Source organism: Phenylobacterium sp. Root700, from assembly GCF_001429025.1.
Taxonomy (GTDB): Bacteria; Pseudomonadota; Alphaproteobacteria; order Caulobacterales; family Caulobacteraceae; genus Phenylobacterium.
In genome coordinates, this window is sequence record NZ_LMHT01000015.1 from 20,486 (window position 1) to 33,418 (window position 12,933).

Below are 12,933 nucleotides of genomic sequence, written 5' to 3' on the forward strand. Positions count from 1 at the left end.
GACCCCACCCAAGGAGCGGCGAGGTCGTCGCCCGGACGGCTGTACTTAGTACGGACAGCACCCAAGCTTAGATGTTCTGTAGAGCAACATAGGCGCCACGAGAACCGGCGCCAGAAACGAACCTTGTAAACAATTGTATTGTTGGCGGAAAAATCGCCAGCACGGCGAAATCGCGGCTAGTTTTCGGCGATGATCAGCTCAAACGCGCCGCTCAGATCCGCGAATCTGCACGACGATGGCCGCGATGCGATCTATTCGGCGCTCTGCCCTGGGCGATCGTGCCGTTTTGGGGACGGCCCCGCGGCCGACGAGCCCCCGAAGTCCATCACACACATGGTGGAATAGTCCCGATGCGGGCCGCAACTGACGCCGACCGCCTCGAAGCTGGCATGGAAGATGTTGTGGCGGTGGCCGCGGCTCGGCACGCCGCTGTCGATGATGAGTTCGCGCACGGTGTCGGCCGCCGTCGGCGGGCCATAGGCGATGTTCTCAGCCGCGATCGCGGGCTGGACACCATGACGCCGCAGCCGATCGTAGAAGCGCTCTCCGTCGGGCCCGCTGTGACCGATATGGCCGCCCGGACCCTGGACCTCGACATGTTCAAGCGCCGCGGCGGCCAGCTTGTCGTCCGGCTGCAGGGGCGGCAAAGGCGATTGGCGCTGGAGAGCCTCGATGGCTTCGGCGCGCGCCTCCGGGTCGTCCGGCTGGCCGCCTGCCTGGAGCGAACGCCCCCAGTCGGTGATCGGTTGAAGCATCAGCCGCCGGGCATATTCCTGCGGGTAGGCCCGCGCGAAATTGATCTCGGCCAGGATCGCATCTTCCATCGGTCCGGCGAACGCCGTCGGGGCCGTGAAGGTCAGCGCGACGCCAACCAGAAGTCCCGCATATGTCGGAAAACGAAGATGCAACTTGACCGCCCGCCAGATGATTTGACAGGCCTATCGTGCGACTTTCGCGTGTAAACGTTCCTAAGTTTGTTGGTTGATTAATACAGTTAAAAATTCACAAACACGATTGAGTTCGCACAGAATCCACGAAATTCGAACAAATACATCACCACGACTTAAAATATATACTCGCATAACCCACGATCACTATCGTTAATTTGGTTTGTAAACTTGAGACGCGACAAGCATCGCCAACATGTTACGCAAACAACGCTGCACTCCCCCGCCGCGCCGCCACCGCTTTCATCCTTTTCGGACAACATGCTGCTCAGAACGCTAACCGCCGGCCTCGCCTGCACGCTCCTCCTGGCTGGCTGTGAGCGCCAGAAGGATGAAGCTTTCGAAGGCCAGGTGCGGGCCTATCTGCTGGCCCACCCCGAGGTCCTTCAGGAAGCGGCCGTCAAGCTGCGGCAGAAGCGGGCCCTGGCCGCCGCCGGGGCGCTGAAGCGCGCCCAGGCGCGCCTGGAGCGGGACCCGCGCGATCTGGTCGCCAACCCGGATGGCGGCGTCACGGTCGTGCAGTTCTTCGATTACCGGGACACCTACTGCCGGGCGGTGGCCCCAGAGGTCCTGAAGCTGATCGCCGAGAACCCCGACGTCCGGTTTGTCTTCAAGGAGCACCCGGTCTTCGGCAGCGCCTCGGACGCCGCGGCCAAGGCGGCCCTGACCCCGCAAGGCAAGGCCAAGGGCCTGGAGCTCTATCGCAGCCTGATGAGCCTGAAGACGCTGACCGACGCGCGGCTCGACACCGCCATCCGCGCCGCCGGCCTCAATCCGCAGGAGGTTCGCGAGGCGATGGGCGAGCGCGCCATCACCCAGCAGATCGCCGACACCCGCGCCCTGGCCGCGGAGATCCAGGTCAAGGGAACCCCGACCTTCGTGGTCGGCGGCCAGATGATCCAGGGCGCGGATGTCGACCAGCTGCGCCAGGCGATCAAGCGCGCCAAGAGCATGTCCTATCAGGCCCTGGCCGATGCGCCGGCGATGAGCACCCTGCCCGCCGCCCCGCGCTAACGGCTAGTCCGTCGCCTTGGTCAGCAGTTGCAGCGCGGCCGCGGCGAAGGCCCGCATGTTCTCCAGCCGGTCGCTCTCGCCGGTCTCGATGGTCATGGCGAAGTCCATCGGCCCGGCGATGGCCACGCAGGTGTGCCCGGCGGCGTCGCCGTAGGGATTGCCGGTCGGCCCGGCCGCGCCGGTTTCCGACAACCCCCAGGTCGCCCCGAACCGCTCGCGCACCGTGCGGGCCAGCAGCAGGGCGTAGGGCTCGCTGGCCGAGCGCATGCCGCTCAGCGCCTCCTTCGGGATATCCATCAGCAGGACACGGGCCTTGGGCGTGTAGACCACGCCCCCGCCCAGGAAATAGGCCGAGGCGCCCGGCACGCCGAGCAGCGCCGCCGAGATCAGCCCGCCCGACGAGCTCTCGGCGACCGCCACGGTCTCCTTACGGTCCTTCAACCGCCGCCCAAGGATCTCCGCCTGCGCCATCAGGACCTGCATCTCGTCGCTCCATCGCCTACCGTCACATCTGACCAGACCTTGGCGACCCCGCCGGGCGGTGTCCATCGGCGTCGAAGGACGCGCGGCCGGGGAACCGGCCGCGCGCCGTCCGTCAGGCGGCCGGTTCGCGCAGGCGGCGCGCGGCCGTCACCATGTTGACCAGGGCCGGGCGCACCTCCTCCCACTTACGGGTCTTCAGGCCGCAATCGGGATTGACCCACAGCTGGTCGGGGGCGAGCCGTTCGCCGGCCTTGCGCAGCAGCTCGACCATCTCCTCGACGGTGGGCGTGCGCGGCGCGTGGATGTCGTAGACGCCCGGCCCGATCTCGTTCGGGTACCCGCCGCCGGAGAAGGCCTCCAGCAGCTCCATCTGCGAGCGCGCGGTCTCGATGGAGATGACATCGGCGTCCATGGCCGCGATGGCCTCGATGATGTCGTTGAAGTCCGAGTAGCACATGTGGGTGTGGATCTGGGTCTCGTCGCGCACCCCGCTGACCGCCAGCCGGAAACACCCGATCGCCCAGCCGAGATAGACCGGCCAATCGGCCCGTTGCAGCGGCAGGCCTTCACGCAGCGCCGCCTCGTCCACCTGGATGATCTTGGCGCCCGCCGCCTCGAGGTCGACGACCTCGTCGCGCAGCGCCAGCGCGATCTGCCGGCAGGTCTGGCTGCGAGAGATATCGTCGCGGACGAACGACCACTGCAGGATCGTGACCGGCCCGGTCAGCATGCCCTTCATCGGCAGATCGGTCAGCGACTGGGCGTAGGCCCACCAGCCGACGGTCATCGGCGCCGGCCGCGAGATGTCGCCGAAGATGATCGGCGGCCGCACGCAGCGCGAGCCGTAGGACTGCACCCAGGCGTTCTGGGTGAAGGCGAAGCCTGACAGGCGCTCGCCGAAATACTGGACCATGTCGTTACGTTCGAACTCGCCGTGGACCAGCACGTCCAGCCCGATCTCCTCCTGCCAGCGTACGGCGTCCAGCGTCTCGGCGCGCAGGAAGGCGTCGTAGTCGGCGTCGCTGAGCGCGCGCTTGTCGTGGGCCGCCCTGGCCTTGCGCACCCCTTGCGTCTGCGGGAATGAGCCGATGGTGGTGGTGGGATAGGCCGGCAGGTTCAGCCGCGCGGCCTGCGCCGCCCGGCGCTCGGAAAAGTCACCCTCGCGCCGCGCCATCCGCGGCGTCACCGCGTGCACCCGGGCCTGGACCGCCGGGTCGTGGATCTTTGGCGAGCTACGGCGCGACGCCACGGCGGCGTCGGAGGCTTCAAGCTCGGCGCGGACGGCGCTGCGCCCCTCATTGAGGCCGCGCCGCAGCACGTCCAGCTCCTCGACCTTCTGGGCGGCGAAGGCCAACCACCCGCGAACATCGGGGTCCAGGGCGCTCTCCTGGGCCAGGTCGAGCGGGGTGTGCAGCAGCGAGCAGGACGGCGCGAGGATCAGGCCGCGCCGCTCGGCCGCCGCCGGCTCGAGCCGTTGCAGCAGGTTGGAGAGGTTGGCCCGCCAGATGTTGCGGCCGTCGACGACGCCGAGCGACAAGGTCAGGTCGGCCGGCGCCTGGGCCAGCGCATCGGCCAACTGGCCCGGCGCCCGCACCAGGTCGAGGTGCAGCCCGCTGACCGGCAAGGTGACCGCCGTAGACAGATTGGGACCCAGACCGCCGAAATAGGTGGTCAGCATGATCTTCAGCCCCGGCGCGGCGTCGGCCAGGACGCCGTAAGCCCTGCGAAGGGCGGCCCGCTCGACGTTGGTCAGGTCCAGCACCAGGCAGGGCTCGTCGAGTTGCACGCTCTCAGCGCCGGCGGCCGCCAGGCGGCGGAGCAGTTCGGCATAGACCGGCAGCACCCCGTCCAGCAGCGACAGCGGATCAAGCCCGTCCTGCGTCGCCTTGCCGAGCTTGAGATAGCTGACCGGCCCGACCAGCACCGGACGCGTCGTCACGCCCAGGGCCTTGGCCTCCAGGAACGCGTCGACCGGCTTAGTGGAGGTCAGTTCGAACGTCTGGCCGGGCGACAGACGCGGGACGACATAGTGGTAGTTGGTGTCGAACCACTTGGTCATCTCCTGGGCCGGCAGGTCGCCGCCGTGGGCGTGGCTGTGGCCGGCGCATGCCTCGATCACCGCGCCGCGCCCGCGCGCCATGGCGAAGTAGGTTTCGAGCGGAGTTCCCACGGCGCGATAGGCTTGCGGGACCGCGCCCAGCACAGCGCTCATGTCCAGCACGTGGTCGTAGAGCGAGAAGTCGTTCGACGGGACGTGGTCGACGCCGAGCGAGCGCTGGCGCGACCAGGCGCCGGCCCGCAGGGCGCGCGCCTCGTCCTCCAGCGTCTCGGCGCTGGATTTACCGGACCAGTAGCGCTCCAGGGCGAACTTCAGTTCGCGGCGCGGGCCGATGCGGGGAAAGCCCAGGGTGGCGATGGTGACAGGCATGAGTGGTCCTCCACCGGCGGCGCGAGGCGGCCGGTCTGCTTGGAATGGCGATGGAAGTCGGAAGGCGGTCTGGCTTCGGGCCGGTCGTCAGGGACCGGCCACGCGCATTCGCTCGCGACGGAAGGACGGCGGCAGGTAGGTCATCGGCTCAAAACCCCAGTAAGCCGGGGGAGCAGCCAGGCGGACGCCAGCGCGCGCGGACACGCCAAGGCGGCCGCGACATGCAGCGACCGTCAGGACACCCCGCCCGAGGACGTTATCTGTCGCGGCAGGTCTCCTGGCTCACGGGTCATAGCCGCCTGTCCGGGCCTTCCCGACGCCTTTCGGCGCCAGTGACACGAGTTGAACAGGCCGCTCACCGCGTACAGTTGCGGGGGCAGCTCCGGCGTCGAACCGGATTCCCTCTTAGCCGCCGCCCTCACAGGCAGCGGAACCTCGACCCCCGCAGCAGACACCTGGGAGGGGAAAACGTCAAGCTCGATATAAAGATATCTTTATATCTCTATGCGATCACGCCAGACGATAGGTCCGCCGGGCGACATCGCGGAACAGCAACGCCTTCTCCTCAGTCGAGGCCCCCGCCGCCAACCGCTTCAAGGCGTTCCAGAGCGTGCGGTAGTCGCAGGACACCTGATCGACCGGGAAATTGCTCTCGAACATGCAGCGCTCGGCGCCGAACAGTTCGATGCAGGTTTCGATGTAGGGTCGCCATGCCTGGGCCAGCTCCTGCGAACTGGCCGGGGTCTCGCGCTTGTGGAAGCCGAACCCGCAGATCGCCATGCCCAGGCCGCCTAGCTTGACGACGACGTTCGGGCTCTTGGCCAGCTCCGTTAGATCAGCCTTCCAGATTTCGAACACCTCGGCGCGCCGGCCCTCATAGGGACCGATCCCCAGCGGCCCGCCGACATGGTCGAGCACCAGCACCGTCTCGGGGAAAGCCCGAGCCAGGTCCGTGACTTCGGGAAGCTGAGGATGGAACTGCCAGGCCTCGAACGACAGCCCATGATCGGCGAGCCGCGCGTAGCCCTCGCGGAAGGCCGCCGAGCCATAGAGGCCCTTCGGCGGATTGGTGTGGGCGTTGCGGACCGCCTCGCTGGCGTCCCAGGCGCCGGCGTGGCGCACGCCCCGGAAACGGTCGCCGCCGGCGCGGATGTGAGCCTCCAGCACCGGCTCGACGGCCGCCCCGAGGCTAAGGTCCGCGAACCCCACGATCGCGGCGCAGGCGCGCATTTCGCCGTAGCGGCCGCTGGCCGACATCGCCGCTACGCCGTTGACCGCCTCGGTCTCGCCGACCGGCGCCAGCGCCCGCGGCCCTTGCGCGCGATAGAACGAATTGCACTCGACGAAGACCGTACTCTCGATGCGGTGCCCCGACCCGGTGTCGGCGTTCAGCTCCTCGATCAGGTAGCGGCTGGCCGGGTAGTCCCACAGGTGGTGGTGCGGATCGCAGATCGGCAGATCAGGCTCCAGGATCGCCTCGACTTGCTGCATTCGCCCTCCTCCTCGGCCCGCATGATTTTCTTGGCTTGCGCGGCCATCGCGGCTCATGATGCCCGCCAATTACAAAGACCGCCATTTTTCGGGAGGATATTTCATGGACGCCCAATCTCAGTGGACAGGGCTGGACGCTGGTCGCCTGGACCGCATCGCCGACCACCTCGAGCGCAACTACATCGCCCCGCAGAAGATCATGGGCTGCCAGATCGCCGTCGCCCGGCATGGCCACATGGCCTATCAGAAGTCCTTCGGCTCCATGGACCTGGAGCGGAACAAGCCGATGGCCGACGACGCCATCTTCCGCATCTATTCGATGACCAAGCCGATCACCTCGATCGCGCTGATGACCCTTTATGAAAAGGGCTATTTCCAGCTCAACGACCCGATCAGCCGCTACGTCCCGTCATGGAAGAACCACCGCGTCTGGGTTTCCGGCGAGGGCGAGGACATGGTCACCGAGGCGCCCAAGCGCCCGGTCTCGTTCCGTGACGTGCTCAGCCACAGCGGCGGCTTCACCTATGGCGGCGGACTGCCCGGCGTCGGCATCCAGCATCTGGTCGACAAGACCTATCGCGAGCTGAAGATCCGCACCTTCGGCGGCCTGGATTCGCCCGGCGCCTTCCTCGACAAGCTTTCCCAGGTGCCGCTGCTCTACCAGCCCGGCGAGCGCTGGATGTACTCGCTCTCCACCGACATCTGCGGCGCCCTGGTCGAGCTGATCTCCGGCAAGCCCTTCGCCCAGTACCTGCAGGACGAGATCTTCGGCCCGCTCGGCATGACCGACACCTCGTTCTTCGTCGCCCCCGACAAGGTCGACCGCTTCTGCGCCAACTATCAGCGCGGCCCCGACAAGAAGCTGCAACTGATCGATGATCCGGCCACCAGCGCCTTCACCAAGGAGCCGGCCTTCAAGTCGGGCGGCGGCGGCCTGACCGGCACCACCGCCGACTACATGAAGTTCTGCGAGATGCTGCGCCGGGGCGGTGAACTGGACGGCCACCGGGTCATCGGGCCGCGCACGCTGGCGATGATGCACATGAACCACCTGGCCGGCGGCAAGGACCTTTCGCAGGTCGCGCTCGGCTCGTTCTCCGAAACCTCCAACGAAGGCGTCGGCTTCGGCCTCGGCTTCGCGTCCAGCATGGACGAGGTGTCGACCGGCTCGCTGGGTTCGGGCGACTACTATTGGGGCGGCGCGGCCTCCACCATCTTCCTGGTCGATCCGAAGGAGGACCTGACCATGGTGTTCATGACCCAGCTGATGCCGTCGGGCACCTTCAACTTCCGCGGCCAGCTCAAGAGCCTGATCTATTCGGCCATCGTCGACTGACGAGCACCTCGCTGGACCTGGCCTTGATCGAGGTCGGGTCCAGCAGCTCAAAAACCGCGCTAGGCTGGGGTCATGGACCTGCTGGTCAATATCGATGTCCCCGACCTGGCGCGGGCCGAGGCGTTCTATACGGCGGCCTTCGGCCTGACCGTCAGCCGCCGGTTCGGCGACGGCGGGGTCGAGTTGTCGGGCCTGCCCGCCAAACTCTACCTGCTGGAAAAGCCGGAGGGTTCCATCGGCGCCGGCCAGGACGTCCGCCGCTATGGCCGGCACTGGACGCCGGTCCATCTCGACGTCGTGGTCGAGGATTTGGAAACCGCCCTCAATAGAGCCCTGGCGGCCGGCGCTGTCGCCGACGCCGAACCGCGCACCCACATCTGGGGCAAGATCGCGGTGCTGGCCGATCCGTTCGGCAACGGTTTCTGCCTGATCGAATTCCTCAATCGCGGCTACGATGAGATCGCGCCGACGATCCATCAATCCAGCGGTTGTTAAGGTTTCTGCCGCAGAAAGATTCTTCGAGTGGAGCCCATCTCATGCCGATGTCCATCGCCGATCTTGAGGCGAACCTTCGCGAGGCGTTTCCCGACGCTCAGATCGCCATCGATGATCTGGCCGGCGACGGCGACCACTATCGCGCGCGCATCGTCTCCACCGCCTTCTCGGGCCTATCACGCGTGAAGCAGCATCAGCTGGTTTACAGCGCGCTGAAGGGCAAGATGGGCGGCGAACTCCACGCACTAGCCCTCGAAACTTCCACACCAGCCTGAGGGCGGCACATGCGCTATCGACCCTTCGGCGCAACGGGCAAGGCGGTCTCCGCCATCAGCCTGTTGTTGCGCGAAGCGCCGAACATGAACTCGCCCGGCGCATGGCGAGCCCTGGTCTTCGCGGCCATGGAAAACGGCATCAACAGCTTTGAGCTGTCGGCAGGGTCCGACGTCATGGCCCTGGGGGTCGGAGAAGCCTTGAGCGCGGTCGAGCGCCGGCTGATCTTCCTCGGCTGGCGGCTGCGTGGCACTCCCGCCGGAACGATCACCGCCCGCGACGTGGCCGAGAGCGTCCGCGGGGCGCTGCAAAAGACCCGCGCCGGCTATATCGACGTCCTGATGATGGACGAGGCGGCGGTCGAAGCCCTCACCCCCGACGCGCGCGCCTATCTGGCCGATCTGCGCAGCGGGGGCGTCTGCCTGCAGATCGGCGTCGCCGGCGACGGGACGGCGGTGGACGCCTGCATCGGCAGCGAGATCTTCGACGTCCTGACCACGCCCTTCAGCCTGGTCTCGGACTGGCAGGCCCGGCGGCGCATCCGCGACGCCTCGGCCGCCAACATGACCCTGGTGGCCTGCGACCCCTTCCCCGCGGGCCTGCCCGCTTCCGGCGCCGGCCGCCCCGAGGTCGAGCGCCCGCTGCGGCGCGGCCTGCTGGGCGCGCGCCGCGCCGAGCCGCTGGCGGGCATGGGCACCTACGCCTTCCTGCAAGACACCTCCGGCTGGACCTCCGAGGAGATCTGCCTGGCCTACGCCCTGACCGAACCGGCCTTCTCGGCCGTGCAGGTCGAGGTCTGGCGGGCCGACGCCGTCGAGCGGCTGTCGGCGGTCAGCGACAAGGACCTTCCGACCGGCGTCGCCGCCCAGATCGAGATGGCGCGGTTCGGACAGATCGCGACCCAGCGCCGCGCCTGACGCGGCCGGCGCTTGACCGAAGGCCCCCGGCTCCCTAGCTCTGGGCTGAATTCTTCGCCGCAAAGGCCACAGTCATGACCGACACCACGACCACCAACCCCGTCCACGAGTTCATCGCCAAGGCCGTGACCGAAAATCCGGTCGTGCTGTTCATGAAGGGCGTGCCGGAAGAGCCCCGTTGCGGCTTCTCCGCCACGGTCGTGCAGATCCTCGATCACCTGGGCGCGGACTTCGTCGGCGTCGACGTCCTGCAGAACGACGCCATCCGCGACGGCATCAAGACCTACACCGACTGGCCGACCATTCCGCAGCTCTACGTGAAGGGCGAATTCGTCGGCGGCTCGGACATCATCCGCGAGATGTTCCAGTCGGGCGAACTGAAGACCCTGATGATCGAGCAAGGCGTCCTGACCGCCTAGGCAGGCTTCTTAGCCGCCAAGAAGCCCGAGCTTGCCTTGTACGCCGACCTTGCGAAATGGTCGGCGTCTGGAGCGAGACGCAAACGCCAAGGCTTCACATGCGCAAATCCGCCACGACCAAGGCCCTCTACGCCGGATCGTTCGATCCGGTCACGCGCGGCCACCTGGACATCATCGGCAAGGCGCTGATGACCTTCGACACGGTGCACGTCGCCGTTGGTTCGAACGTCAAGAAGGCGCGCATGTTCGGGGTCGAGGAAAGCCAGCGGCTGATCGTTCAATCCATCATCGAACGTTGGCCTGACGACGCGCCCACGGCGATGGACACCCTGTTCGACGGCGCGCTGGAGGTCGGTGAGTTCACCAACCAGAGCCTGGTCGGCTATGCGCGCAGGATCGGGGCGACGCACATCGTGCGCGGCCTGCGCGAAGCCAGCGACTTCAACGACGAATTCAACCTGCATGGCGTGGCCGGACGCATCGACCCGTCGATCCCGATGGTCCATTTCATCTGCGAGGCGCAGTTCCTCCACGTCTCGTCGAGCACCGCCAAGGAGCTCGACGCCGTGGGCGAGCCGATCGGCTGGCTGGTCATGCCCTGCGTCGAGGCCGCCTTCGCCGCCCATCGCGGTTAGGTTCAGCTCCGCGCCAGATAGCTCTTGAGTCCACTTGTGAACCGCCGCTCACCTAGAACGCGAATTGGTTGGACCAAGAGTTGAAAACCGAGATAGCTCCGTGCGCTATTCCCAATTCGGGACCGTGCACGGGGGGCCTCAGAATCAAAAAACTACTCAATATCGCGGCCATGTCCGCGGTCCTGTCGCTTCTGACCGCCAGCTTCGCCGAGGCAGCGACCTACATCTCCAACCGTTCCGTCGGAGACGGCAGCGTTAGTCTCTCCATCACGACTGACGGGACCCTCGGGGCGCTCACGACGGCGAACATCAGCGACTGGACCGTCGTTCTGACCCGGGGCGGCGCATCGGTTACGGCCAACAGCGCAAATTCAACCCTCACCATCGGTGGCGATGCTCTTTCGGCGACGGCCACTGACTTGCTGTTCGATTACTCGTCGGCGTTCGACCGTGTCCGCATTGGGCTCTCCGGCGCGGCTTTCCAGTCGTGGTGGTGCATCCAGAGCACAGGCCAAGGTTGCTCCAGCGGCGGCGGCGCGCCCTCCGGCGGCGCCGAGTTCGTCGCGACCGCCTTCAGCTACACCTCTCAACAATATAGCGGCGTGCAGACGATCGCCTCGATCAACAGCGCCGTCCCCGAGCCCGCGACCTGGGCGATGATGATCATCGGCTTTGGCGCGGTGGGCTCAATGGTCCGCACCTCGCGGCGTCGGCACGCTTTCAGCGCAGCCTGAACCGGCCAAGGCGCCATTTCGACAAACAGCCCGCTCCATGGAGCGGGCTGTTTCGTATCCCGGCTCCGACAGGTGACGCTCGGACGATCCCCCGCGTAGATTGCGGTCGCCGTCTGGTCCATGAGTACGGGCGCGCGAGACATAGGCCGCTTTGAGGGGCGAACATGACGAAACTCCTAGAGCCCCCAGTCGGCCGCCAAGTCTTCAGCCGGGCCTTCACCCCTGCCCCAGACGACATCGACGCGAACGGCCATGTGAACAATGTCGTCTATGTCCGCTGGATCCAGGACATGGCCACCTCGCACTGGACCGCCCGCCAGCCGACGGAGGACCAGGCGAAATGGGCCTGGATCGTGCTGCGCCACGAAATCGACTACCGCCGCGCCCTGATGCCCGGCGAGACGGCCAGCGCCCGCACCTGGGTGGCCGAGACTCCGGAAGGCCCGCGCTTCGACCGGTTTGTCCGCATCGACGGCCCGGACGGCGCGATGTGCGCCCAGGCGCGGACCGTCTGGTGCATGATCGACCAGGCCACCGGCCGACCCAAACGCGTCACGCCCGACATCGTCGCGCGGTTCATCTAGCGAGGAGACCAGCTTGGCCTCAATGACCGAAATCCTGCCGCTGCGCTGCGGAACCATCCGGGCGCCCGCCAACGCCATGGAGGTGGGCGGCCCCGGCGATCTGGTCCTGCCGGTCTACGCCTATCTGATCACCCATCCGACCGGACGGATGATGCTCTACGACGCGGGCCTGGCGCTTACCGATGACGGGCGAACCATATCGAAGGTCTTCCATAGCGACCTACCGGAAGGCCACGACCTCGCGGCCCGGCTGGTCGCCGCCGGCGTCGATCCGGCGCGGATCGAGGGCGTGGTGGCGTCCCACTCGCATTTCGACCACGTGGGCGGGGTGAGCCTGGTTCCCAACGCCAGGATCTTCCTCCACCAGCACGAAGAGCTCCGAGACCTCGACGCCGGCCACGACCTCGTGCGGACCAATGAGCGCCTCGATCTGTTCGGCGACGGCTCGGTGGAGGTGTTCGCTACGCCCGGCCACACCAGCGGCCACCAGTCCCTGCGGGTCTGGCGCGAGGGCGGCGCCGACGTCCTGGCCGGCGACGCCTGCTACTTCTGCCGGTCCCTGGACCGCGACGACGCCGATCAGCCCTACGCCTTCGACAAGGTTCAGTACCTGGAGACCAAGCGCCGCCTGGTGCAGATGCGCGCCGATGGGGACTTCATCATCCCGGGCCATGACGACAGCTTCCTGGACAACATCCCCAAGGGCAGCGCTGTCCGGGCCAGCGCCCTGAGCCGGCTCTAGCTTCCCGGCCCGGTCCAGGCGCTGAGCGGATTGAGCAGGAAGACCGGGCTGCGCGGCTCCAGGCCCAGCTCGGCCCAGGTGAAGCTGAGCGTTGTCTTGCCCATCGCGAAGGACCGGCATTGGTCCAGGCGCGTGCGGGCGAAGGACAGCGTCACCGCCGCGCCCTTACGCTCCACATAGAAGGTGAAGTCGGCCTTTTGCGTGCAGCCGTTGGAGGCGACCTCGATGGTCAGCGCCTCGCGCCCGGCCACCGCGGAGTAAACCGGCTCCAACTCGGGATGGGCGGCCTCGGCCGGGGTGAGAACTGGCCCCGCGCCCGTGGCGCAGCCGCTCAGCAGGGCCAGGCCCGCGATCATCAGCAGACGTCGATTCATCGGCGCAGTCGGCCACATAACCACGCAAAGCAAAAGGCCCCGGATCGCTCCGAGGCCTTCG

The 12,933-nt window shown here is 67.0% G+C and carries 15 protein-coding genes and 1 riboswitch; of the genes, 10 read left to right on the forward strand and 5 right to left on the reverse strand.

The window, feature by feature from the left end:
* Positions 1-251 precede the first annotated feature (251 nt).
* The gene (locus ASE02_RS09665; protein WP_056733602.1) at positions 252-908 is read right to left on the reverse strand and encodes a CAP domain-containing protein; all 657 of its coding nucleotides are present in this window, start codon (positions 906-908) and stop codon (positions 252-254) included.
* Positions 909-1,208: 300 nt separating this feature from the next.
* On the opposite strand from ASE02_RS09665, the gene ASE02_RS09670 reads away from it, so the two are divergent.
* Entirely contained in the window at positions 1,209-1,961 is a 753-nt protein-coding gene (locus tag ASE02_RS09670; RefSeq protein WP_082601979.1) for a DsbA family protein, read from the forward strand.
* Positions 1,962-1,964: 3 nt separating this feature from the next.
* Here the strand turns inward: ASE02_RS09670 and ASE02_RS09675 are convergent, their stop codons facing one another.
* The 3 genes from ASE02_RS09675 to ASE02_RS09685 form a co-directional block, all read right to left on the reverse strand.
* Complete coding sequence (locus ASE02_RS09675) at positions 1,965-2,444, reverse strand: CinA family protein (protein WP_056733603.1); 480 nt, start codon at positions 2,442-2,444, stop codon at positions 1,965-1,967.
* A gap of 112 nt (positions 2,445-2,556) precedes the next feature.
* Positions 2,557-4,872, reverse strand: a complete 2,316-nt coding sequence (gene metE / locus ASE02_RS09680) for a 5-methyltetrahydropteroyltriglutamate--homocysteine S-methyltransferase (RefSeq protein WP_056733606.1) — start codon at positions 4,870-4,872, stop codon at positions 2,557-2,559.
* Positions 4,873-5,121: 249 nt separating this feature from the next.
* Positions 5,122-5,325, reverse strand: a riboswitch (cobalamin riboswitch).
* Positions 5,326-5,382: 57 nt separating this feature from the next.
* On the reverse strand, positions 5,383-6,363 hold the full coding sequence (locus tag ASE02_RS09685) for an amidohydrolase (RefSeq protein ID WP_056733608.1): 981 nt from the start codon (positions 6,361-6,363) through the stop codon (positions 5,383-5,385).
* A 103-nt stretch (positions 6,364-6,466) separates the two neighbouring features.
* Between ASE02_RS09685 and ASE02_RS09690 the strand changes: the two genes are divergently transcribed.
* The 9 genes from ASE02_RS09690 to ASE02_RS09730 all read left to right on the forward strand — a co-directional run bounded on the left by ASE02_RS09690 (position 6,467) and on the right by ASE02_RS09730 (position 12,498).
* Positions 6,467-7,699, forward strand: a complete 1,233-nt coding sequence (locus tag ASE02_RS09690) for a serine hydrolase (protein WP_056733611.1) — start codon at positions 6,467-6,469, stop codon at positions 7,697-7,699.
* 72 nt (positions 7,700-7,771) lie between these two features.
* The gene (locus tag ASE02_RS09695) at positions 7,772-8,194 is read left to right on the forward strand and encodes a VOC family protein (protein ID WP_056733613.1); all 423 of its coding nucleotides are present in this window, start codon (positions 7,772-7,774) and stop codon (positions 8,192-8,194) included.
* Between the two features lie 41 nt (positions 8,195-8,235).
* Positions 8,236-8,469, forward strand: coding sequence for a BolA family protein (locus ASE02_RS09700; RefSeq protein ID WP_200957654.1), 234 nt, complete (start codon positions 8,236-8,238; stop codon positions 8,467-8,469).
* Between the two features lie 9 nt (positions 8,470-8,478).
* Complete coding sequence (locus ASE02_RS09705) at positions 8,479-9,384, forward strand: aldo/keto reductase (protein ID WP_056733614.1); 906 nt, start codon at positions 8,479-8,481, stop codon at positions 9,382-9,384.
* Between the two features lie 74 nt (positions 9,385-9,458).
* The gene (gene grxD / locus ASE02_RS09710; RefSeq protein WP_056733615.1) at positions 9,459-9,803 is read left to right on the forward strand and encodes a Grx4 family monothiol glutaredoxin; all 345 of its coding nucleotides are present in this window, start codon (positions 9,459-9,461) and stop codon (positions 9,801-9,803) included.
* 98 nt (positions 9,804-9,901) lie between these two features.
* Positions 9,902-10,438: a pantetheine-phosphate adenylyltransferase gene (gene coaD / locus ASE02_RS09715; protein WP_056733617.1), complete on the forward strand. Its 537-nt coding sequence runs from the start codon at positions 9,902-9,904 to the stop codon at positions 10,436-10,438.
* A gap of 170 nt (positions 10,439-10,608) precedes the next feature.
* Positions 10,609-11,172 carry a PEPxxWA-CTERM sorting domain-containing protein gene (locus ASE02_RS09720; protein ID WP_056733618.1) on the forward strand — a complete coding sequence of 188 codons (564 nt, stop codon included), beginning with the start codon at positions 10,609-10,611 and terminating at the stop codon, positions 11,170-11,172.
* A 164-nt stretch (positions 11,173-11,336) separates the two neighbouring features.
* Complete coding sequence (locus ASE02_RS09725) at positions 11,337-11,756, forward strand: thioesterase family protein (protein WP_056733621.1); 420 nt, start codon at positions 11,337-11,339, stop codon at positions 11,754-11,756.
* A gap of 22 nt (positions 11,757-11,778) precedes the next feature.
* Entirely contained in the window at positions 11,779-12,498 is a 720-nt protein-coding gene (locus ASE02_RS09730) for an N-acyl homoserine lactonase family protein (protein ID WP_056733624.1), read from the forward strand.
* On the opposite strand, the gene ASE02_RS09735 is transcribed toward ASE02_RS09730, so the two are convergent.
* Positions 12,495-12,872: a hypothetical protein gene (locus tag ASE02_RS09735; RefSeq protein WP_156405998.1), complete on the reverse strand. Its 378-nt coding sequence runs from the start codon at positions 12,870-12,872 to the stop codon at positions 12,495-12,497. The genes ASE02_RS09730 and ASE02_RS09735 overlap by 4 nt on opposite strands.
* Between the last annotated feature and the right edge of the window lie 61 nt (positions 12,873-12,933).

Coding starts and splice junctions, on each gene's coding strand:
- ASE02_RS09695 (WP_056733613.1), top strand. CDS start 7,772: ATGGACCTGCTGGTCAATATCGATGTCCCCGACCTGGCGCGGGCCGAG.
- ASE02_RS09670 (WP_082601979.1), top strand. CDS start 1,209: ATGCTGCTCAGAACGCTAACCGCCGGCCTCGCCTGCACGCTCCTCCTG.
- metE (WP_056733606.1), bottom strand. CDS start 4,872: ATGCCTGTCACCATCGCCACCCTGGGCTTTCCCCGCATCGGCCCGCGC.
- grxD (WP_056733615.1), top strand. CDS start 9,459: ATGACCGACACCACGACCACCAACCCCGTCCACGAGTTCATCGCCAAG.
- ASE02_RS09675 (WP_056733603.1), bottom strand. CDS start 2,444: ATGCAGGTCCTGATGGCGCAGGCGGAGATCCTTGGGCGGCGGTTGAAG.
- ASE02_RS09730 (WP_056733624.1), top strand. CDS start 11,779: ATGACCGAAATCCTGCCGCTGCGCTGCGGAACCATCCGGGCGCCCGCC.
- ASE02_RS09725 (WP_056733621.1), top strand. CDS start 11,337: ATGACGAAACTCCTAGAGCCCCCAGTCGGCCGCCAAGTCTTCAGCCGG.
- ASE02_RS09690 (WP_056733611.1), top strand. CDS start 6,467: ATGGACGCCCAATCTCAGTGGACAGGGCTGGACGCTGGTCGCCTGGAC.
- ASE02_RS09720 (WP_056733618.1), top strand. CDS start 10,609: ATGTCCGCGGTCCTGTCGCTTCTGACCGCCAGCTTCGCCGAGGCAGCG.
- ASE02_RS09685 (WP_056733608.1), bottom strand. CDS start 6,363: ATGCAGCAAGTCGAGGCGATCCTGGAGCCTGATCTGCCGATCTGCGAT.
- coaD (WP_056733617.1), top strand. CDS start 9,902: ATGCGCAAATCCGCCACGACCAAGGCCCTCTACGCCGGATCGTTCGAT.
- ASE02_RS09705 (WP_056733614.1), top strand. CDS start 8,479: ATGCGCTATCGACCCTTCGGCGCAACGGGCAAGGCGGTCTCCGCCATC.
- ASE02_RS09700 (WP_200957654.1), top strand. CDS start 8,236: ATGCCGATGTCCATCGCCGATCTTGAGGCGAACCTTCGCGAGGCGTTT.
- ASE02_RS09735 (WP_156405998.1), bottom strand. CDS start 12,872: ATGAATCGACGTCTGCTGATGATCGCGGGCCTGGCCCTGCTGAGCGGC.